The organism is Microbulbifer halophilus (assembly GCF_026183675.1).
GTDB classification, from domain to species: domain Bacteria; phylum Pseudomonadota; class Gammaproteobacteria; order Pseudomonadales; family Cellvibrionaceae; genus Microbulbifer; species Microbulbifer halophilus.
The window spans coordinates 90,749-111,409 of sequence record NZ_JAPIVK010000008.1 but is presented as its reverse complement, the minus strand read 5'-3'; the positions used below and the strand labels follow the sequence as shown (position 1 = coordinate 111,409).

Sequence of the window (20,661 nt, the reverse complement as noted above, 5' to 3'; positions counted from 1 at the left end):
CGGCGGCGCCCGTTTCAAGCGCCGCCGTTCCGGGGGAGAGGGATCAGTCGGCCAGCGCCCGCGCCACGCGCGAATTGCTGTCCCGACCCAGCTTTTGAGAGATAAAGTGGCCGGCCTCCGCCAGCAGGTCCAGGTCGACGCCGGTCTCGATACCCAGGCCGTTCAGCATATAGAGCACGTCCTCGCTGGCGACATTGCCAGACGCGCCCTTCGCATAGGGGCAACCGCCGAGGCCGGCCACGGCGGAATCCACCACCGCCACGCCCATCTGCAGCGCCGCATAGATATTGGCCAGGGCCTGGCCGTAGGTATCGTGGAAATGCACCGCCAGTTTTTCCTGCGGCACTTTTGCGGCGACGGTCTCGATCATCTGCCGGGCTTTTTCCGGCGTGCCGACGCCGATGGTGTCGCCCAGGGAGATTTCGTAGCAACCCATTTCGAACAGGGCCGCACTGACCTCGGCCACTTTGGCCGGGTCGATTTCCCCCTCGTAGGGGCAGCCCAGCACACAGGAGACATAGCCGCGCACGCGGATACCGTCCTTCTGCGCCTGCTCCAGCAGCGGGCGGAAACGCTCCAGGCTCTCTTCGATGGAGCAGTTGATATTCCTTTGCGTAAAGGATTCCGAGGCTGCGCCAAATACCGCCACCTCGTCCGCCTTTGCTTCCAGTGCACGCTGGTAACCTTTCATGTTCGGCGTCAGGGCGCTGTAGACGGTGCCGGGTTTGCGCTGGATCTTTGCCAGCACTTCCTCGCTGGACGCCATCTGCGGCACCCACTTCGGGCTGACGAAACTGCCGGCCTCCACCACCGGCAGGCCGGCGGCGCTGAGGCGGTCGACAAGCCCGACCCGGGCGGCCACGGAAATTTCCCGCTTCTCGTTCTGCAGGCCGTCGCGGGGGCCCACTTCGACCATTTTTACCTTTTTCGGCAGGTTCATAATCAATCTTCCAATATCGAGTATCCGATCGTAGGGTGCGCCGTGCGCACCACCGAAAACCGGTGGCAGCCCGTATTTTTTTCGGTGCGCACGGCGCACCCTACCGTTACTCCCCGGCGGCGAAATCAATCAACAGTCTGCCGCCATCCACCAGCTCGCCCTCGGCGCAGAAAAACTGCTGCACGCTGCCGGCAGCGGGGGCGCGCAGTGTGTGTTCCATTTTCATCGCTTCCATCACCAGCAGCGGCTGGTCTTTCTCCACCGCCGCGCCCGTTTCCACCAGCAGGGCGACGATGGTGCCGTTCATGGGCGCTTCCAGGCCCCGATCGCGATCGCCGGCCTCGCCCATATCCGGCGGCAGCAATTCGAACTCCACCTGGGTGTTGTCGATAAAAATCGAACCGCACCTTTTTGTCTCTGTGTCCGTATCCACGCTGCTGAAGCCGACGCGGCGACCGTCCACCAGCGCCAGTTCGCGATCGCGCAGCAGCCGGATTTCGCCGGACTGTTCTTCGCCTTCCGCGGACCGGCTCTGCCAGTTCAGGGTTTCGCCGTTGTAGGCAAAGCGGATCTCGGCGTGTTGGCCGCGGTGGTCGATATGGTGGCGGCGGCGACCGACAAGATTGCTGCGCCAGTTGTCGCCGTTGTGCCAGGGCGACCGGCTGTCGGCCTGCGGCGCCCGCGCACACAGGTCGCGACTCTCGCGCTCGCTCAGGTAGCCGGCGATGGCGGCGCATTTCAGCGGCGTCAGTTGGTGTTCCCGCCGCAGGATTTCGGTTTCGTGGTCTTCGATAAAATGGGTGGTGGCTCGGCCGCCGGCAAACTCGCGGTGGTTGATGACGCGGCGCAGGAATTCGATATTGTGGCGCACGCCGGCAATCTGGTACTGCTGCAGCGCGCGGTCCAGTTTCGCCAATGCCTCGCGGCGGTTGCGCCCGCAACAGATCAGTTTGGCGATCATCGGGTCGTAGTGCACGCTGATTTCATCGCCGCTTCGCACGCCGGTATCCACGCGCACCCCGTTCCCCTCTTCCGGCGGCCGGTGGCGCACCAGAGTGCCGGTAGCCGGCAGGAAGTCGTTGTCCGGATCCTCGGCGTAGATGCGCACTTCGAAGGCGTGGCCGATGATCGTCAGGTCGTCCTGCTGCATCGGCAGCGGATCGCCGGCGGCCACCGCCAGTTGCCAGGCCACCAGGTCCTGGCCGGTAATCATTTCGGTTACCGGGTGCTCCACCTGAAGGCGGGTGTTCATCTCCATGAAGTAGAAGGCACCGCTGGCATCGAGCAGGAATTCCACCGTGCCCGCGCCCACGTAACCGATGGCGTGGGCCGCACGCAGTGCCGCCTCGCCCATCTGTGCGCGCAGCTCCTCGCTCATGCCCGGCGCCGGCGCTTCCTCGACCACTTTCTGGTGGCGGCGCTGCACTGAACAGTCGCGTTCAAACAGGTAGACGCCGTTGCCCTGCTTGTCGCAGAACACCTGGATTTCCACGTGGCGCGGCTGGACCACGTAGCGTTCCAGCAACATCAGGTCGTCGCCGAAGGCATTCATGGACTCGCGCTTGGCAGCATCCAGTGCGCTGTGGAATTCGTCCGCACTGTCGACGCGGCGCATGCCCTTGCCGCCGCCGCCGGCGGCGGCCTTCAGCAGTACCGGGTAACCGATGCGCTGGGCGTGGCCCTCGAGAATACCGGCGTCCTGGTTGGTGCCATGGTAGCCCGGCACCAGCGGCACCCCGGCCTCCTCCATGATGCGCTTGGCGGCGGACTTGGACCCCATGGCATCGATGGCGGCTGCCGGCGGGCCGACGAATATGATGCCGGCACTGTCGCAGGCGCGACAGAATTCCGCATTCTCGGACAGAAAACCGTAGCCCGGGTGCACCGCATCCGCGCCGGTCTGCTGCGCGGCGGCGAGCACCTTCCGGATATCCAGGTAGGACTCCTTCGCCGGCGCCGGCCCCAGGTACACCGCCTCGTCGGCGAGCTGCACATGCAGCGCTCTAGCGTCGGCATCCGAGTAGACCGCCACGGTGGCCACACCGAGGTGGCGGGCGGTCTTGATAATCCGGCAGGCGATTTCGCCGCGGTTGGCGATTAACAATTTGCGAATCATGGTTCACTCTTTTTCAACACTTCCGGCCCCGCAATCAAAGCTCCGGGCACAAATCACTCGTCAGGTTTCGAGACTCTGCTCCGGGAGCCGGGGCGGGGTGCGCCTTTCCGGGACACGCCGTTAATACATCCCTGTAGGCTTGTCTGCGAGGTCCCTCTCGCAGACAGTCCCGGAAAGGCGCACCCCGCCCCGGCTTCTGCCATTAACAAGCGCGCAGCATTCTGAAACTGGTGTTATTCGTTTCCGCCACCCATCCACTCGGGCGCACGCTTCTCCAGAAATGCGCTCAGGCCCTCCTGCCCTTCCGGCGATACGCGCACGGCGGCGATCAGGGCGCTGGTCTGTCCCTGCAGTTCCTCGTTGATCACGCGGTTGGACATGGACATCGCCAGTTGCTTCGACATGGCCACGGCCTTGGGACCATTGTCGGTGATGGCGTTGACCAGGTTCTGCACTGTCAGGTTCAGTTCGCCCTCGGGGCAGACTTCCGACACCAGGCCGATCTCCCGCGCGCGTTCGGCGGAAAAGCGCTCGGCGGTGACGAAGTAGCGACGCGCCTGGCGTGTGCCCACGGCGTTGATCACATAGGGGCTGATGGTGGCCGGCAGCAGGCCGATCTTCACTTCCGACAGGCAGAAACTGGCGCGCTCGCTGGCCACCGCCATATCACAGCAGCTGACCAGGCCCACGGCGCCACCGAAAGCGGCGCCCTGCACCCGCGCGATGGTGGGCGCCGGGAAGGTATCCAGCTTGTGCAGCATGGCGGCGAGCGCGGCGGCATCGTGGCGGTTTTCCTCTTCGGAATATTCCGCCATGCGCTTCATCCAGTTCAGGTCGGCGCCGGCGGAGAAGTTCTTTCCGTTCGACGCCAGTACCAGGGCGCGGATTTCGGGATTCTGCGACAACTGGTCGAAGGTCTCGCCCAGTTCGCGAATCAACCCGTCGTCGAAGGCGTTGTGTATATCCGGCCGATTCAGGGTAACCGTGGCCACGCCCTCGCTGTCGATTTCGCACTGCAGTTTGTCGCTCATAGTGGGTTCCTTGTTCGGTGAATTTGGGGAGTCACCCTACAGTAAAATTTCGTGGTGTTCCTCGGCGGCCCTCTCCCCCGGCCCCTCTCCCGGAGGGAGAGGGGAGCTCTATCGGAGGCTGCGCAGGCTCTATAAACCCAGTGGCTTCGCTAGTTCCCCCCACCAGTTCCCTCTCCCTCCGGGAGAGGGTTAGGGAGAGGGCTCTCGCTACATGCGAAAAACGCCGAACTTCGTCTCTTCGGGTTCCCTGTACGTCGCCGCCGCCAGGCACAGCCCCAGCACCCGCCGCGTATCCGCCGGATCGATCACGCCGTCGTCCCACAGACGCGCCGAGGCGTAGTAGGGATGCCCCTGGTGTTCGTAGTCGTCGACGATCGGCTTTTTGAACGCCTGCTCGTCCTCCTCACTCCAACTCTCGCCGCGGGCCTCCATCTGGTCGCGCTTGACCTGCGCCAGTACACCGGCGGCCTGCTCGCCGCCCATTACCGAGATGCGGGCATTGGGCCACATGAACAGGAAATTCGGGTCGTAGGCGCGGCCGCACATGCCGTAGTTGCCGGCGCCGAAGGAGCCGCCGATCAGGATCGTGATCTTGGGCACTTTCGCCGTGGCCACCGCAGTCACCATCTTGGCGCCGTGCTTGGCGATACCGCCGGCCTCATACTGTTTGCCGACCATAAAGCCGGTGATGTTCTGCAGGAACACCAGCGGGATATTGCGCTGCGCGCACAGCTCGATAAAGTGCGCGCCTTTCTGCGCGCTCTCGGCAAACAGGATGCCGTTATTGGCAACGATGCCCACCGGATAGCCGTGAATGCGCGCAAAACCGGTAACCAGGGTGGTGCCGTAGAGCGCCTTGAATTCATCGAACTCGGAGCCGTCCACGGTGCGGGCAATGATTTCGCGCACGTCGTAGGGCTGGCGGGAATCCGCCGGCACCACGCCGTAGATTTCCTCCGGCGGGTAGATGGGTTCGATCGGTTTGCGGATATCCAGGCCCGGATTCTTGACCCGGTTCAGGCGGTCGACCGAGCGGCGCGCCAGTTCCAGCGCGTGCCTGTCGTTGTTGGCGTAGTGGTCGGAAACACCGGAATCGCGGCAGTGCACCTCGGCCCCGCCCAGCTCCTCGGCAGTCACCTCTTCGCCGGTGGCGGCTTTCACCAGTGGCGGACCGGCCAGGAAGATCGTCGCCTGCTCTTTCACCATGATGGATTCGTCGGCCATCGCCGGCACATAGGCGCCGCCGGCGGTGCAACTGCCCATGACCACGGCGATCTGCGGGATGTTCTGCGCCGACAGGTTGGCCTGGTTGAAGAAGATACGGCCGAAATGCTCGCGGTCCGGGAAGACATCGTCCTGGCGCGGCAGGTTGGCGCCGCCGGAGTCCACCAGGTAGATGCACGGCAGGTTGTTCTGCTCGGCAATGGCCTGGGCACGCAGGTGTTTCTTCACCGTCAGCGGATAGTAGGTGCCGCCCTTGACGGTGGCGTCGTTGGCGACGATGACGCAGGGCTGGCCGGAGACGGTGCCGATACCGGTGATGATGCCGGCGGCCGGCACCTCCTCGCCGTAGACCTCGTGGGCGGCCAGTTGGGAGAACTCCAGGAAGGGGCTGCCGGGATCCAGCAGCGCATCGACGCGGTCGCGCGGCAGCAGCTTGCCGCGGGCGACGTGTTTTTCACGCGCCCGCTCGCTGCCGCCGAGGGAGATTTTCTCCACTTTTCCCCGCAGGTCCGCGACCAGTTTCTGCATCTGTTCGCGGTTTTCGGTGAAGGTTTTGTCGCGGGTGTTAATTTTGCTTTGTAGTTGGCTCATAGATTCTGATTCGCGTTTCCAGGCAGTCGCTAACAGCTCAGAGGTTAGATGCGAAGGCGCTGATGCCGATACTGCCTTGCGAGACTGTCCGCGAGAGGGACCTCGCGGACAAGCCTACAGGGATGTATACACGGCGTGTCTCGCAAGGCAGTACCGGTAGCAGCGCCGCCACGAAGTTGGCGAATGGCACCGCAAAAACCTCAGAAGGCACCGACACCGCCCTCTCCCCCGGCCCCTCTCCCGCAAGCGGGAGAGGGGAGAGCGGACCTGCGGTCCGCTTGCCGAGCTGGGGCTCGGCGCTCCCGGCTAGCGGGTTTCGTTAAACAATTCGCGGCCGATCAGCATGCGGCGGATTTCCGAGGTGCCGGCGCCGATCTCGTACAATTTGGCATCGCGCAGCAGGCGGCCGGTGTCGTATTCGTTGATATAGCCGTTGCCGCCCAGGGTCTGGATCGCCTGCAGGGCCATCTGGGTGGCGCGTTCGGCGGTGAAGAGGATCACCGCAGCGGAGTCCTTGCGCGAGTCCTCGCCGCGATCGCAGGCGCGGGCCACGGCGTAAAGGTAGGCGCGGCTGGCGTTGAGGTCGGTGTACATATCCGCAACCTTGCCCTGCATCAACTGGAACTCGCCGATCGCCTTGCCGAACTGTTTGCGCTCATGGACATAAGGCACGACCGTATCCAGGCAGGCCTGCATGATACCCACCGGACCACCTGAAAGAATCGTGCGCTCGTAATCGAGACCTCTCATCAATACTCGCACGCCGCCGTTCAGCTCACCGAGAATGTTTTCTTCCGGTACCTCGCAATCCTCGAACACCAGTTCACAGGTGTTGGAGCCACGCATGCCCAGCTTGTCGAGTTTCTGCGCCCGGGAAAAACCGGGGAAATCCCGCTCGACGATAAACGCGGTGATGCCGCCGGAACTGACGCCCGGCTCGGTGCGCGCGTAGATCACGTAGGTATTGGCATCGGGGCCGTTGGTGATCCACATCTTGTTGCCGTTCATGATATAGCGGTCGCCCTTTTTCTCCGCGCGCAGCTGCAGGCTGACCACATCGGACCCCGAGTTGGGTTCGCTCATGGCCAGCGCGCCGACATGCTCGCCGGAGCACAATTTCGGCAGGTATTTGGCCTTCTGTTCTTTCGTACCGTTCTTGCGGATCTGGTTCACGCAGAGATTAGAGTGAGCACCGTAGGACAGGCCCACGGATGCAGACGCGCGGGAGATTTCCTCCATCGCCACCGCGTGGGCGAGGTAACCCATATCGGAACCGCCGAACTCCTCCTCGACGGTCATACCCAGCAGGCCCAGGTCGCCGAACTTTTTCCACATATCGGCCGGGAACAGGTTGTCCTCGTCGATCTGCGCCGCGCGCGGTGCCAGCTCCGCCTGGCAGAATTTGTGAACCATATCGCGCAGCATGTCGATCTCTTCGCCGAGACCAAAATTCAGGGTTGGGTAGGGCGTGTTCATGGCAACTCCGTAACGGTTGATTCTTCAGCTTTCCGGGCGATCCTTCAGAGAAGCGCGGGCGCGCGCCTCGACGTCATCCAGCTCGCCCATCAGGCTGTGGATATCGCGCAACTGCTGCTGGAGCTGCGCGCGTTTCTGTTCGATGTGTTCCAGCAGCCGCTGCAACTGCTCGACATTGCCGTGGGCCGGGTCGTACATGTCGATGATTTCGCGGCTCTCGTCCAGCGAGAAGCCCAGCCGCTTGCCGCGCAGGATCAGCTTCAGCCGCACCCGGTCTTCCGGGCTGTAGACGCGGGTCTGCCCCCGGCGCGCCGGGCAGATCAGGCCCTTGTCTTCGTAGAAACGGATGGTGCGGGTGGTGATATCGAATTCCCGCGCCAGGTCGGAAATGCTGTAGCTGGTTTCTTCAGGCTTGCGGTTCATAGAGACTTCCGGTGACGCGGCGGCAGCTCCACCGACTGACTGATGGCACCGCACAGGCCTGCCGTACAGGGGATGCGCGCGGCGCGGGTGCCGACCCGATTGCCGCAAAGACTAGCAGCAGTTTACGTTAACGTAAACGTCAACTTTGCAACAAAAACGGACTCATAAAGCGCGGATGGTCATGCCTGCAGCAACTGGTGCAACTGGTTGTCGAGCAGTTTCTGGTAGGGGGAAGTGAGACCGGTGACCTGGGCGCCCCAGTCCACGCCGTAGCTCTCGATACGGCCGGCCAGGGATTCATCCTCCAGCAGCTCGCCGTGCAGGGACAGATCGCGGGCCTGGGACAGCAATTGCTCGCCGGAAAACTCGAAGGACTCCGTCCGGGCCGGCACCACCGCCACCGCGAGTTGCAGGCCAGTGGCGCGACTGGCCCCCTGCAACTCTCGCAACAACAGGCCGCAGCAGACGGCGCGAAAGACTGCATCCTCACCACAGAACCCCAACCCCCGATGCGGCCCGGCGTGTTCGAGGGGGCGCGCATCGTAGATGCGCCGCAGCAGTTGCAGCCGCTCCTCCAGTTCCGACTGCAGGCTGTCCAGCGCGCTGCGACTGAGCTGGTTGCCGAGCTGCACCCAGTTGAGCGGGCGGATATACAGCCCCACCCGCACTTCCGGCTCCGGTTTCGGCTGCGGTACCGGTGTCGCCTCCATCACCGGCATCGCGCGGCGCGCAGGCAGCTGGCTGGCAGCCAGCGCCGCTGCGGCGCTGAACGGCAGGGCGAAGACCAGCACCAGCAGCAGGCTACCCCAGGGGAAGTGCACACCGCTCCCCGGCACCACATTGACAGTGACACTGCCGGCGAGGCTGTCGTGCAACACTACCGGCTCGGTCACCGTCTCGCCGCGCTCCGGATCCCCTACCTGCGCCAGCGGATTGGACTCCACGTCCTGCACGGTAATACCGGAGATGGCCGGCAGCGCCAGCAGTTGCCGGGTCAGCAACTGTGTACTGATGCGATCGCCGGCGACGATGCGCTCCAGGCTCTGGCCGGCCAGGAAAGTGGCCGCCGCCCGCGCCTCGGCACGGTCGCGCGTAGCGGCGGCATCCCGCTGCTGGCCGTAATAGTGCCCCAGGACCGCGCAACAGAAGAGTGCCAGCACCAGCCAGATCAGGGCCGCGAGCAACTGCTGGCGCCGGTGTTGCGGCAACCGCGCGAGGCGTTTCGGCAGGTTCTGGCTCTTGTCGATCAGGAAGGCAATCATTGGCTGGCCGCGCTGTCTGTTGTCGTTGTGGGTATCGATCGGGTGATTTTAGCGAATAATGCCGCGGGAGCTATAATGCGCCTCCCATTCCGACAACCCACAGGGAAGCGATCATGGCCACAGCGACGACACTTCGGGAATTCAGGATACCGCTGGCGGAGATAGCGCAGATCCCGGCCGCGGAAAATGCGACAGTCCGCTACCTCGAATGCCACGGCGACCTGGCGCACCTCGGGCTGGAGTACGCCGGCGTTTCGCCCCTGGGGAAAGGGGGTACCGAAGCCGCCGCTGCAGCGGCGGAACCCGCGCCCGTCGGCAGCCCCTGGTGCGCCACCCTGCTCTCCCCGGCCCTGAGTCTCGCCCGGCTGCAGCAACTGCTGGCCTTTTTCGCCGGGCGCAAGTGGCCCGTAACCGCCGTGGACACCCTGGCCCGGCGCGACGACCGCACCGTGCTGCGCTTCCAATTGGACGCCGAACCGGATTTTGCCCCGGCCAGGCACGCCTGTCTGCAGCTGGCGGAGAAGCTGGAGGCAGACCTGGTGTTACAGCCGGGCCACAGTCAGCGCCCGCCACGGCTGGCGGGTTTCGATATGGATTCGACACTGATCGACGCCGAGGTGATCGACGAGCTGGCGAAGATCACCGGTATCGGCGATCAGGTGGCGGCGATCACCGAGGCGGCCATGCGCGGCGAGCTGGATTTCCGCCAGAGTTTCAGAAAGCGCATGGCGCTGCTGAAAGGTTTTTCCGAACAGCGCCTGGGTGAAATCGCGACGCAACTGCCGATCAAGGGCGGCGCGGAGCAACTGCTGCGCGCGCTGCGGGCGCTGGGTTGCAAGACGGCCGTCCTGTCCGGCGGTTTCACCTATTTCGCCGACTACCTGCAGCGGGAGAAACTGCCGTTGGATTTTATCCACGCCAACCAGCTGGAGTTCGAAAACGGCGCACTGACCGGTGGCGTGATCGAGCCAATCGTCGACGGCAATCGCAAGCGGGAATTGCTGCAGCAGATGGCGGAAGAGCTGGGGCTGGATCCGGACCGGGTGATCGCCGTCGGCGACGGCGCCAACGATATCCCGATGCTGAACCTGGGCGCGCTGGGCATCGCCATTCACCCCAAGCCCAAGGTGCGCCTGGAGGCGCCGCAGGCGATTACGCATTTCGGGCTGGATGCGGCGCTGTATCTGTTCGGGCTCAACGACCGGCAGATCGCCGCGCTGCCGTAACGGACCGCCGGGGCCCTCCTGCCGGGCTTCGCGGAGCTCACCCCGGCCTACAGCTATAGCGGCCTCCGCACAGGAGCGGCGGTTCAGGCAAAGGCGTGCGGGATTGGCAGCGGGCGCTGCTTTTCGCGATCGGTACAGACGCCACCGGCGCAGCTGCTGATAGACAGCACCAGTAGCACCATGAAGATAACCCGGTTTCGCATAAGCACCTCCCTCACCTGCGAACGGTTTTCGGTTCGGGAAGGTTACTCAAAGGCGGGTCCACTGAACAGCGGGCAAGGGAATCGCCCGCCAATTTTTTGGCGGGCGGCGGCAGCCGCGATCCCGATCACGACTGCCGCGGAACGGCATCACTGATCGTCGCCGTAGATGATCTGGCTGTTCACCTTGACGGTCAGCGGGTGATAGCCGGGCTTGGCCTGCTCAAAGATACGCGCGGCCTTTTCCCGCTCGCCGTTTTCCACCAGGTTGCGGTACAGCGGGCGCAGAAACTTGTTGCGGCCGATGCTGGTGAGGAAATCCTCCAGCCGTGCATTGGCCGGCTCGTAGTCGTTCCGCACGGCGATCATCAGCCAGCTGAAGGCGATCTCGTTGTTCTTCGACTCGGTCAGGTCGAAGGCCCCGTCCAGTTCCTGCAGCTGCTCATCGCTCAGCTTCTCCGGCATGCCGTCGAGGAAGTACTTCCACTGGTGGTAAGTCCAGTCGCCGGTGTCGATATCCGCCGCGGCGATCTCGTCGTCCAGCCACTGCTGGCGCACCGGATCAATCTTACTGAAAGCATCGGACTGCGGGTGCGGCGCGCCCTCGGGAATACCCGGTTCGAAGATCCACTCCCTGATGCGCGCCTCGTCCAGTTTGTCCGGGTACTGCGCCAGCAGGGTCTTCTGCAGATAGCTGACGAAGTCTTCGGTGTTGATACTCTGGAAAGAGAACTCGTTGAAGTAGTCCAGCAGGAACTGGTCGAAATTCTCGCGGCCGATCTTCTGCTCCAGCTCGTACAGAAACAGCGAGCCCTTCTCGTAGGGAATATTGGAGAAGACCTCGTCCGGATCGCGGCCGCGCAGGTCGATGGCCATGATCTCGTCGCTGTCCGGCTTGTCTTCCAGGGCCGCCTGCAGGTCGTCGTAGCCCAGCGCCATTTCCATACGGTAACGCTCGTCGCCGTAGATATTCTGCATGATGCGGTTGGTCAGGTAGGTGGTGAAGCCTTCGTTCAGCCACAGGTCGCGCCAGCTGGCGTTGGTGACCAGGTTGCCGGACCAGGAGTGCGCCAGCTCGTGGGCGATCAGCGCCACCAGGCTCTTGTCGCCGGCGATCACGGTCGGGGTGATAAAGCTCAGGCGCGGGTTTTCCATACCGCCAAACGGGAAGCTGGGCGGCAGGATCAGCAGGTCGTAGCGGTCCCAGCGGTAGGGGCCGTAGACCTTCTCGGTGGCCTCGAGCATGGATTCGGTGTCCTCGAACTCTTTCGCCGCATCGTCGAGGATTTCGGCCTCGGCGTAGACGCCGGTGCGTTCCCCCATAGGCTTGAATTCCAGGTCGCCCACGGCCAGCGCCAGCAGGTAGGAGGGGATCGGCTGCGGCATCTCGAACTCATAGACGCCATCGATTTCCGCCTCCGGGTCATTGTCGGCGCTCATCACCGCGCGCAGATTTTCCGGCGTGCGGATGGTGGCGTTGTAGGTGAGGCGCACCTGCGGCGAATCCTGCAGCGGCACGAAGCTGCGCGCGTGGATCGCCTGGGCCTGGGTGAACAGGAACGGATACTCGCCGCCGGCGGTCTGCTGCGGCTCCAGCCACTGCACGCCGGAGGCGTCGGGAGAGGTCTGGTACCGGATGGCAACGGCGGTGGCGTTTTTCGGCAGCTGGATTTCCAGCGGCGTGCCCAGGTGCGGATCCGTCTCGCCCATGGCGAACTTCACCGGCTCCAGTGTGTCGCCGTGGCCGGCCTCCACTGCCTCGATTTCCAGGCCGCGGGTATCGAGAACCAGTGGCGGGTTCTTGTCGTTCAGGCGCTTGAACTGCAGCCTGGCCTCGCCCTCGAGTATCTTGCGCTCGAAGTCGACAGTCAGGTCCAGGTCGAGGTGCTCGACCCGGTAATCGCCGGTATTGGCGAGGGAGTGGTAATCCACACCGGATTCCGGGGATTTTTTGCCGGCTTTTTCTTTGTCCGCTTTTTCTGTCGCAGGGGCGGCGGCCTCTTTATCTTCCGCCGCGGGCCTGGCCGCCTCCGGTTCGGGAGCTGGCTCGGACTTGGAACAGCCGACCGCCAGGGCAAAGGCGCTGGCGAGCAGACTGGTAGTGAGTATACGGGGCAACATGCAGGGCTCCATGGATGTTCTGCTTATTGGTTCGCAGGACAGGATACTTGAGGAATGCGGAATGCGGAATGCTGGTAAACCCATCGGGAGCAGATTTGCACGGGTGGGTGGCCTGGGAGCGAAGGGAGAGCGGAGCTGGGGCTCCGCGGGTCCCGATAATGCTCAATCCAGGCTGAAGTCGAAATCCATCTCTTCCGCCGGCGCCTGCACATAGTAGCCCTGGATATAGTCGGTGCCGGTCTGCCACAGGGTCGGCAGCATGCTGGCCTGTTCGATATGCGGCACTATCACCCGGGTGTCGGCCTCACCCAGCCGCTTGACCAGGCCGGCCAGGGTTTCGCTGCTCTCGCCCTCGTCCTGCACTTCGCGCACGAATGAGGGGTCCACCTTGGCGACATCCACTTTGACGTGCTCCAGCGCCTTGAAGGGGTTGAGACCGGTGCCGAAATGGCACACGGCAACACGGCAGCCGAGCTCCTGGACCTGCTTGGTGAAATCCCGCGCGGCGTGCAGGTTGCTGTCGATATCTTCCTGGCGCAGCTGAAACACCACACCCTTGGGTGGCACCTTGGCGGCCTTGAAGGCGACACCGAGCCAGGCCGGCAGGCCGTTGTCCACCAGCGAGGCGCCGGTGATATGCAGCAACAGCGAGACATCCTTTCCCCCGGCGCGCTGTCTGGCGGCGGCCTTGATCGCATTGAGTATCACCCAACGATCCATCTTGGTGGCGAGACTGGCGTCGCCCAGGGCCTCGAGGAAAGCCACCGGAGCCAGTTCCTCCTTGCCATCCACCAGGCGCACCAGCACCTCGTAGATCTGTTCGCCGCTGCCCTGCAGGCTGAGAATCGGCTGGTAGAGCAACTTCATGTTGCCGTCTTCCAGCGCCTGCAATACACGCGCGCGGTGGTAGGTGTCGGCATCGCCCTGCTGGTCGGTGTCCGGTTCGTAGAGGGCGAAACCGTTGCCTTTTTCACTCTCCTTCAGCGCCTGGTCGTGGGCCCGCAGGGCTTGGTCGAGCACCTTCTGCGCCGCGCCGGAGGCTTCGCTCAGCAGCGAGATGCCCGCCGAGGCAGTGATATGCAGCGTCTTACCGCCGGCTTCGAAAATGGTGTCGGCGATTTTGTTGAGCAGGTCCCGGGTGCGCAGCTCGGCGCTGTCCGGCGTGGTCTCCGGCATCAGCAGGCAGTAGCTCTGCTCGCCGTAGCGGGCCACCATATCGCCGCGGCGCAGGCTGGACTGCAGCAGCTCGGCCAGTTTTTTCTGCAGTGCGTCGGCACCCGCGACCCCCACGGTTTTCTGTACCGTCTCCTCGAAGCGGTCGATCTCGATATACATCAGGCCGCCGGTGCGCTGGGAACCGGCGGTGGCCTGGATCACCTTGTCCAGCAGTGGCAGGAAGTGCTGGCGGTTGTAGAGGCCGGTGAGCGGGTCGCGGTTCTTGATATCGGTGAGTTGCGCCTCGAGCTGTTCGGTGTCGCCGCCGCGCGCGGAGATACGCACCTGCAGACAGCGCTCTTCATCGTACACGGTGGACAACACCTCGGCGCGGATCGGCAGCGGGCTGCCGGAGGCGGTCTTGGCGGTGAACTTCCACTCCCGCGCCTCCACCTCGTTGTTGTCGATGGCGCACTGCTTGAGGAAATCCCGCGCATCCTCCTGTTCGCCCTCCGTCAACATGTCGATCAGCGGCTGGTACTCGACGTCCTCATTGTCCGAATAGCCAAAGCGCTCGGCGAAGGAGTCGTTGGCGTAGACGATCAGGCCGTCGGAGACATAGGCGATGGCATCCTTGGAGCTGTCCAGCAGTTCCTTGGCGCGCTGCAGGGTGGCGTGGTAGCGGCGATCGTGCAGGCGCGCCCTGCGGCGGTTCTCCAGCGCGATCATCTCCCGCTGGATCACCATCAGCAGGTGCTGGTCCTCATCTACCGTGACCACGTCGCGGGCACCCAGCTTGAGCCCTTCCACTACCGGTTGCGCACCGTCGCGCTCGCTGAGCAGCACCGCCGGCACATCCTTCTGCAGCTTGCTGATGGTGCGCAGCGCCACTGCCGGCGGCACTTTTTCGCTGTTGTCGGCGGCGATCAGCAGATCCCAGGTCTTGTCCTGCAGCAACTTGGCCAGCACCTCGCCACTGGCGACATGCTGGGCCCGGTTGGGGCGCCCGGCATTGTGCAGCATGCTCACCAGGCGCTGCGCTTCGGAGGGGGTATCGTGAATCAACAGGAGTCGGATAGTGTCGTTGCTGCTCATTTATTGTGCTTGTGCTCTTGCTACTGCTTCGGCCGGCGGCAGGCCGGGCCGGCACTGCGGGCCGTGCGGTGTCGCGGGGGCTAAGTGTAGGTCGCGGCAATGGTGGCTTACAAGCGCTTACACGAACCCGTCCGGCGACGGGCATCACACAAATTCAAAGCCGGCGAAGCTGCCGGTGGCGAGGGTCTGGCGCTCCAGGGTCACCGCGCGGGACCGGTCCCGCCCCTGCAGTTCGACGGTGTCGTAGCACTTGAACAGGGGCACCGGCAGCAACAGCGAAGCCCTCTTGCCGCGCACGGCCTTTACCAACAGGCCGGAGATGGGGGCGGACAGGTGGCCGGCGGCGGTGTGGCGCTGCACTTCCACCGGCAGCGGCCCGGCGACGAGCGCCTCCACGCCGGCGCGGCAGTGATCCGGCAGCGTGTGCTGCCAGCGGACCACCGCCAGTTGCCAGGCGCCGTCCAGCCGCAGGCCCAGCAGGTCGCCGACCCGCAACCGGTCGCGACTGGACAACGGCAGGCTGAGACCCATACCGCGGTCGCTGCTGTTGAGCAGATTGGCCCGCTCCAGCCGGTAGCGCTCGCCGGCGCGTCGGCGGGCGCGGGTCCCGCCGGCGCGCCCCGGCGCGGGGGGCAGCGCTACAGCGTATTCGCCCAGCGTCTGGCCGGAGTGGAAATCCACTGCGTCCACTTCCAGGCACAGGTGATCGCCGTCCGGCGCGGCCCCGTCGAAAAATTTCCCGGGAAGCTTGCCGCGGCCACCCAGGTGATGGCAGATGGCACTGATGCCGATGGCGATATCGCAGTCTCGTTGCACCGGCGTGCGCCGCTCACCGCGGCCGGTCTGCTGGGCCCAGATCTGCCGGGCGTGTTCCAGCAGGGGGTCGCGGCGCCTGCGCCGCTGCCGCTCCAGCAGAGCGAGAACGCCGCCGAGGTCCACTTTCCAGCCGCGGCTGCCACTGAAATGCCGCAGGTCCACAGGGCAGTTGCCGAGCCGGTTGGCAGGCACCGGAGGCTGGTCCAGCGCCAGGGAGGCCAGCAGCGCGTTGGCCCTGCCGGTATAGCGATCGACGATGGCCCCGGCCCGGGCCCAGTCGCAGGTCCTGTTCCAGAAGCGCTCCTGCTCGTCGGCGGCCAACTGCACCGGATTGGCGCTGGCGAACAGTGCCGCCTGCAGGTAGGCGCCGGCGGCACTGTCCCGATTGCGGGGATGCCGGGTATCCCGCACTTTCTTGTCGGCCAGTTTCCACCGCCGCCCCAGTTGCACCAGTAGCTGCATATCCCGCCAGGTATTTTCCGGTGCCACCAGCCCGAACAGGGTGTGCAACCGCACGGTGCGGCGGTGGACGTCGACCGCGCGCTGCAGGCTGCGGGCGCATTTCTCCCGCGCCAGCAACCCCACACCGTCCGGACCGGCCAGTTGTACGGCGGCGCCGGCAAAGGCGCGCCCCAGGTACAACAGCAGCCGCATGGCCGCCAGTACCGACTTGCGCAGTTCGATGGTCTGGGCCCCGGCGAAGGTCGCGTGCTGGAGCGCCATGGAATCCACACAGGCGAGGGTGTACTGGCGCAGCAGCTCCAGCATGGCCAGGCGCCGCGGCGCCGGCGCCTGCCAACGGGCAATCTCGCCGATCAGGACAAACAGCATATCGACGAGACGCTGCCGGTCAGCGGGCCGGTAGGGCTGCAGGTCGCAGGCGATCAGCCATCGGAACAACTGGCGCTCGTTGGCACAGCCGCAGCTGAGTGACGACAGGGAGGGGGGCGGCAGCCGCAAACCGGCGATCCATTGCTCCTGTGGTGCGGCGTCGGCGGCCGGGGAAACAGCTTCCTGCATTCGGGCACACCATCCTTTGGTTTTTCCGAAGTATAGGGAGCCTGTATTTTTTTGAACAAACGGGAAAGAAAGCGATCAGCGCCCATTTTGCAACTTGCGCCTTTGCCCGCCGCCTCAGAGCGGCGACTTGGATACTTCGCCGGGAATCTCGCGCACCAGCGTCGGTACCAGGTAGCCCGGCAGGTGCCCGCGAATCCGCGCCACCAGCGCCCGCGCGCGGGCGTCGTCCACCTCGAAATGCGCCGCGCCCTGCACCCGATCCAACTGGTGCAGGTAGTAGGGCAGCACACCGGCATCGAACAGCGCCTCGCTCAGGTTTTCCAGCGCCCCGGCGCTGTCGTTGACGCCCCTCAGCAGTACCGCCTGGTTGAGGAGGGTGACGCCGGCGGCGCGGAGCTTCTGCAGTGCCGCGCGCACGGCGCCGTCGATTTCGTTGGCGTGGTTGCAGTGCAGCACCAGCACCGGTTTCAAACGCGTGCCGGCCAGCCACTCGACCAGCCCGTCGGTGATGCGGCTGGGGGCGACAATCGGCAGGCGGCTGTGCACGCGCAGTTTGTCCAGTTGCGGAATCGCCGCCAGCTCCCCGGCCAACCGGGCCAGTTGGCGGTCGTTCAGCACCAGCGGGTCGCCGCCGCTCAGGATCACCTCGCGCAGGTCCCCCTGCGCGCGGATATAGTCCAGCGCCGCGCACATCTGGCTGCGGTTCAGGTGGTTGTCGCTGTAGGGGAACTGGCGGCGGAAACAGTAGCGGCAATTCACCGCGCACTGGCCGGCGGCGATCAGCAGCAGGCGCCCGCGGTACTTGTGTACCACCCCCGGCACCGGATTGGCCCCCGCCTCCTCCAGCGGGTCGGCGCTGTAGCCCGGGTTCGCCTCCAGTTCCGGCGCGCCCGGCAGTACCTGCAGCAGCAGCGGATCCCGCGGGTCGCCGGGCCGGATGCGATTCAGGAAGGGCCGCGGCACGCGCAGCGCGAACTCGCCACCGGCCGCGACTGCCGCCGGCAGTTGCCCGGCGTCCAACTGCAGCAGTTGCAGCAATTCGCGGGGATCGGTTACCAGATCAGCCATTTCATCCTGCCAGCGGCGGCTCTCAGCGGTGTTTGGGCCGCGCGCGCCGGCATCGGTAGCCAAGAGATCCCGGATCATAGATTCAGCCAGTGAAATAAGCGAATTGTACCAGATGGCGCCATATTCTACGTTTCTCGAGCAGCAGTTCGATTCGCATCTTCGTTAACAAAGATGCCAGAAATCGACACCTAGCATTTCTGCCAGGTGACGTTCCGCCGCCCCCCGCAATAGCCTGCACAGCGATGCAAATGGCCCCCCAGCCAAGCACAGGGAAGCTGTCGGCAGGTGCAGTTCAGGCAGTCTCTCCTCCCGGTTTACCCCGGCTTCCCGACGGCCCGCCCAGCGCGGGCCTTCCCTACAACCTGTAAACCGTTCAACCAGTGAGTCAGGAAACCATGGAACAAGTTGAGAGCAAACGTCCGGCAGCGGAAAAAAAACGCGGCAAGCAAAGCGCCGCGAAAGCGGCCGTGGACAAGCGCGAACCCACTACACCGCTCAAGCCGGCACCTCCGGCCAACACCGCGCTCTTCCCGGCCACTACCGAGTTGCCGGACAGCCGCGAAAACGTGCTCTGGTACGACTCCCGCGCACTGGCCTCCCTCGACGACGAGACCCGCACCGCGATTCTGCAGCGTCTCGGCCAGGGCCGCTACAACGGCTTAGTGCTCTACAGCGAAAACTTCGAATCGCTGGATCAGGGGGTGTCGCCGCGCCTGCAGCGGGTGCTGCACCTCGAGAACAGTGAAGAGTGGTCCCGCCACGCCGAGCTGCTGGAGAGCGACGCTGGCAGGAAACGCATCGCGGTGATATCCAGCTATAAGCCGGAAGTGCTCACGGCGGCGCGCGAGGCCGGCTATCGCACCAGCCTGCGCATGCATGTCGACAACGCCGACAGCCTGCATGCGTCGTTCCACCAGGGCATGCACTACGACCATCTGATGGTGTCCTTCAAGGACCCGACCAATATCCCGCTGGAGCTGGTCATCGCCGAGCTGCACAAGACCAACACGGTATTGCTGAAAGAAGTGCATCAGGACGTGGACGACGCGGTGATCGCACTCGGTGTACTGGAAATGGGCAGCGATGGCGTGCTGGCGTCCTTCACCAGCATGGAGCAGTTTGACCGCTTCGCCAGCAAGATGGACACACAGGCATCCCCGAAAATCGATATCCAGGTGGGCACGATCGACCGCACCACTCATCTCGGCCTGGGCTACCGCGCCTGTATCGATGCCACGCACATGTTCAACCCGGACGAGGGCATTCTCGTGGGCTCCACCTCTACCGGCGGCATTCTCTGCTGCCCCGAGGTTTTCCACTTGCCCTATATGGAACTGCGCCCCTTTCGCATCAATGCGGCCTCGGTGCATAGCTACGTATTTCAGGGCAACGACCGCACCAGCTATATCAGCGAACTGCGCGCCGGCAGCCAGCTGACCACCGTCAACGCCAGCGGCGAAACCCGCCAGGTTTACGTGGGCCGCACCAAGACCGAAATCCGTCCACTGCTATTGATCGAGGCCACTTTCCCGGACAACCGCAAGGTCAACATCATCATGCAGGACGACTGGCACGTGCGGGTTTTCTCCGACAAGGCCAAGCCCCTCAACGTCACCGAACTAAAGCCCGGCGATCGCGTACTCGGTTTCGGCACCGAGCCCGGCCGCCATGTGGGCGTGAAAGTCGACGAGCACATCATCGAACTGTGACCCCTCCCACCCGGCGGGTGGCACGCCGAAGCGCCGCCCGTCTTTTTGCCAGCAAACCAAAATATCAAGGAGTGTGGAAGTGCACCAGATTCTGATCACCGGCGCCACCGGTTTTGTCGGCAGCGCTCTGGCCGCCAGCTTTCTCGCCCGCGGCGCCGGCGTTACCGCCGTCTCGCGCAATGACCCGGACGGCGTGCGCACCGTCAACGCCGTGCTCACTGCCGCCCACGGCTGCGGCCTGGATATCACCGGCGCAGTCAGAAAACACCTGCGTGTAGTGAATATCGATTTTGCCCAACTGGAAACCCATCTGACCGAAGACAAACTGGCGGATATCACCAGTGTCTGGCATGTGGCTGCGGAGATGAGTTACTCGGCACACAAGCTGGCGGCGTCCTTCGACACCAATGTCGGCAACAGTGCGCGCCTCTACGAAACGGTCGCCCGATGCGCCCCCAACTGCCGCCGCTTCTACTATGTGTCCACCGCCTATGTCGCGGGCATGGCCGGCGGCACCGTGCGCGAGGAACTGCATACGAAAAGCCGCATGATCAACACCTACCAGGTTGCAAAGTGGAGCACCGAGCAGTCCCTGCACCTGCTGCACCAGCGCCACCAGCTGCCGGTCAGCATCTTCCGCCCCACTGTCGTGGTCGGCCATAGCACCACCGGCTGGGCACACCGCAACGGCTTCGGCTTTTACATGTTCCAGGACGCAATGATTGCCATCGCCAGGGCCGGGCACCGGGAACTGACCGTGGACCTGCTGGCGGACGCTCGGCCGGACCTGGTACCGATTGACCAACTAACCAGCGACGCCTGCTCCCTGTCCCTCCGCCGGGACGCCGGCAAAGACTTCGAAGTTTTCCACTGCGCCGGCGGTATCCGCGTGCCGATGGAAGAGATAGTCCACATCTGGGGCGACGTGGCCGGCGTCAAGGCACGCCTCGGTTCCCCCACCACCTCGCTGGAGCAGAAATTCGATCGCGCCGTCAGGCCCAACCGTCCGTTCGCGCGCACCGAGTGGCAATTCGACCGTTCGCAACTAGATGCCGCCACCGGCCGCGGCCGGCCGGTAAAGCCCCTCAATCGCGACGAGCTCCATGCTCTTTGCAACTGGTACGCCAGCGAGTCACAGCCGCAGCGCGAGACACATGACGCCGAAGTGACCGAGGCCAGTTGAGGGAG

14 protein-coding genes are annotated in these 20,661 nt (G+C 64.4%); 3 read left to right on the top strand and 11 right to left on the bottom strand.

Annotated elements, in window-relative coordinates:
• Positions 1-43: 43 nt before the first annotated feature.
• The 7 genes from OQE62_RS06070 to OQE62_RS06040 form a co-directional block, all read right to left on the bottom strand.
• Positions 44-940, bottom strand: a complete 897-nt coding sequence (locus OQE62_RS06070) for a hydroxymethylglutaryl-CoA lyase (protein WP_265721108.1) — start codon at positions 938-940, stop codon at positions 44-46.
• Between the two features lie 106 nt (positions 941-1,046).
• On the bottom strand, positions 1,047-3,056 hold the full coding sequence (locus tag OQE62_RS06065; RefSeq protein ID WP_265721107.1) for an acetyl/propionyl/methylcrotonyl-CoA carboxylase subunit alpha: 2,010 nt from the start codon (positions 3,054-3,056) through the stop codon (positions 1,047-1,049).
• 233 nt (positions 3,057-3,289) lie between these two features.
• Positions 3,290-4,087, bottom strand: coding sequence for an enoyl-CoA hydratase/isomerase family protein (locus OQE62_RS06060; RefSeq protein ID WP_265721106.1), 798 nt, complete (start codon positions 4,085-4,087; stop codon positions 3,290-3,292).
• A gap of 207 nt (positions 4,088-4,294) precedes the next feature.
• Positions 4,295-5,902, bottom strand: a complete 1,608-nt coding sequence (locus OQE62_RS06055; protein WP_265721105.1) for a carboxyl transferase domain-containing protein — start codon at positions 5,900-5,902, stop codon at positions 4,295-4,297.
• 306 nt (positions 5,903-6,208) lie between these two features.
• Complete coding sequence (locus OQE62_RS06050) at positions 6,209-7,378, bottom strand: isovaleryl-CoA dehydrogenase (protein ID WP_265721104.1); 1,170 nt, start codon at positions 7,376-7,378, stop codon at positions 6,209-6,211.
• Between the two features lie 24 nt (positions 7,379-7,402).
• On the bottom strand, positions 7,403-7,801 hold the full coding sequence (locus OQE62_RS06045) for a MerR family transcriptional regulator (RefSeq protein ID WP_265721103.1): 399 nt from the start codon (positions 7,799-7,801) through the stop codon (positions 7,403-7,405).
• 179 nt (positions 7,802-7,980) lie between these two features.
• Entirely contained in the window at positions 7,981-9,063 is a 1,083-nt protein-coding gene (locus OQE62_RS06040; protein ID WP_265721102.1) for a hypothetical protein, read from the bottom strand.
• Between the two features lie 113 nt (positions 9,064-9,176).
• On the opposite strand from OQE62_RS06040, the gene serB reads away from it, so the two are divergent.
• Positions 9,177-10,289 carry a phosphoserine phosphatase SerB gene (serB, locus tag OQE62_RS06035; protein WP_265721101.1) on the top strand — a complete coding sequence of 371 codons (1,113 nt, stop codon included), beginning with the start codon at positions 9,177-9,179 and terminating at the stop codon, positions 10,287-10,289.
• A 350-nt stretch (positions 10,290-10,639) separates the two neighbouring features.
• Here the strand turns inward: serB and OQE62_RS06030 are convergent, their stop codons facing one another.
• From OQE62_RS06030 to epmB, 4 genes are all read right to left on the bottom strand, one after another.
• On the bottom strand, positions 10,640-12,610 hold the full coding sequence (locus tag OQE62_RS06030) for a M1 family metallopeptidase (RefSeq protein WP_265721100.1): 1,971 nt from the start codon (positions 12,608-12,610) through the stop codon (positions 10,640-10,642).
• A gap of 162 nt (positions 12,611-12,772) precedes the next feature.
• Positions 12,773-14,860: a GGDEF/EAL domain-containing response regulator gene (locus OQE62_RS06025; RefSeq protein WP_265721099.1), complete on the bottom strand. Its 2,088-nt coding sequence runs from the start codon at positions 14,858-14,860 to the stop codon at positions 12,773-12,775.
• Positions 14,861-15,004: 144 nt separating this feature from the next.
• Positions 15,005-16,696: a hypothetical protein gene (locus tag OQE62_RS06020; RefSeq protein ID WP_265721098.1), complete on the bottom strand. Its 1,692-nt coding sequence runs from the start codon at positions 16,694-16,696 to the stop codon at positions 15,005-15,007.
• A gap of 114 nt (positions 16,697-16,810) precedes the next feature.
• Positions 16,811-17,842 (bottom strand): EF-P beta-lysylation protein EpmB, encoded by a 1,032-nt coding sequence (gene epmB / locus OQE62_RS06015; protein ID WP_265721097.1) that lies wholly within the window; start codon positions 17,840-17,842, stop codon positions 16,811-16,813.
• A gap of 317 nt (positions 17,843-18,159) precedes the next feature.
• Between epmB and OQE62_RS06010 the strand changes: the two genes are divergently transcribed.
• Positions 18,160-19,473, top strand: a complete 1,314-nt coding sequence (locus OQE62_RS06010) for a 3-dehydroquinate synthase II (RefSeq protein WP_265721096.1) — start codon at positions 18,160-18,162, stop codon at positions 19,471-19,473.
• A 79-nt stretch (positions 19,474-19,552) separates the two neighbouring features.
• Positions 19,553-20,656 carry an NAD-dependent epimerase/dehydratase family protein gene (locus OQE62_RS06005; protein WP_265721095.1) on the top strand — a complete coding sequence of 368 codons (1,104 nt, stop codon included), beginning with the start codon at positions 19,553-19,555 and terminating at the stop codon, positions 20,654-20,656.
• Positions 20,657-20,661: the final 5 nt, after the last annotated feature.

What these genes read in the sequence shown, in the direction of transcription:
- OQE62_RS06070 (WP_265721108.1), bottom strand. Translation starts at nt 940, where the DNA reads ATGAACCTGCCGAAAAAGGTAAAAATGGTCGAAGTGGGCCCCCGCGAC.
- OQE62_RS06065 (WP_265721107.1), bottom strand. Translation starts at nt 3,056, where the DNA reads ATGATTCGCAAATTGTTAATCGCCAACCGCGGCGAAATCGCCTGCCGG.
- OQE62_RS06060 (WP_265721106.1), bottom strand. Translation starts at nt 4,087, where the DNA reads ATGAGCGACAAACTGCAGTGCGAAATCGACAGCGAGGGCGTGGCCACG.
- OQE62_RS06055 (WP_265721105.1), bottom strand. Translation starts at nt 5,902, where the DNA reads ATGAGCCAACTACAAAGCAAAATTAACACCCGCGACAAAACCTTCACC.
- OQE62_RS06050 (WP_265721104.1), bottom strand. Translation starts at nt 7,378, where the DNA reads ATGAACACGCCCTACCCAACCCTGAATTTTGGTCTCGGCGAAGAGATC.
- OQE62_RS06045 (WP_265721103.1), bottom strand. Translation starts at nt 7,801, where the DNA reads ATGAACCGCAAGCCTGAAGAAACCAGCTACAGCATTTCCGACCTGGCG.
- OQE62_RS06040 (WP_265721102.1), bottom strand. Translation starts at nt 9,063, where the DNA reads ATGATTGCCTTCCTGATCGACAAGAGCCAGAACCTGCCGAAACGCCTC.
- serB (WP_265721101.1), top strand. Translation starts at nt 9,177, where the DNA reads ATGGCCACAGCGACGACACTTCGGGAATTCAGGATACCGCTGGCGGAG.
- OQE62_RS06030 (WP_265721100.1), bottom strand. Translation starts at nt 12,610, where the DNA reads ATGTTGCCCCGTATACTCACTACCAGTCTGCTCGCCAGCGCCTTTGCC.
- OQE62_RS06025 (WP_265721099.1), bottom strand. Translation starts at nt 14,860, where the DNA reads ATGAGCAGCAACGACACTATCCGACTCCTGTTGATTCACGATACCCCC.
- OQE62_RS06020 (WP_265721098.1), bottom strand. Translation starts at nt 16,696, where the DNA reads ATGCAGGAAGCTGTTTCCCCGGCCGCCGACGCCGCACCACAGGAGCAA.
- epmB (WP_265721097.1), bottom strand. Translation starts at nt 17,842, where the DNA reads ATGATCCGGGATCTCTTGGCTACCGATGCCGGCGCGCGCGGCCCAAAC.
- OQE62_RS06010 (WP_265721096.1), top strand. Translation starts at nt 18,160, where the DNA reads ATGGAACAAGTTGAGAGCAAACGTCCGGCAGCGGAAAAAAAACGCGGC.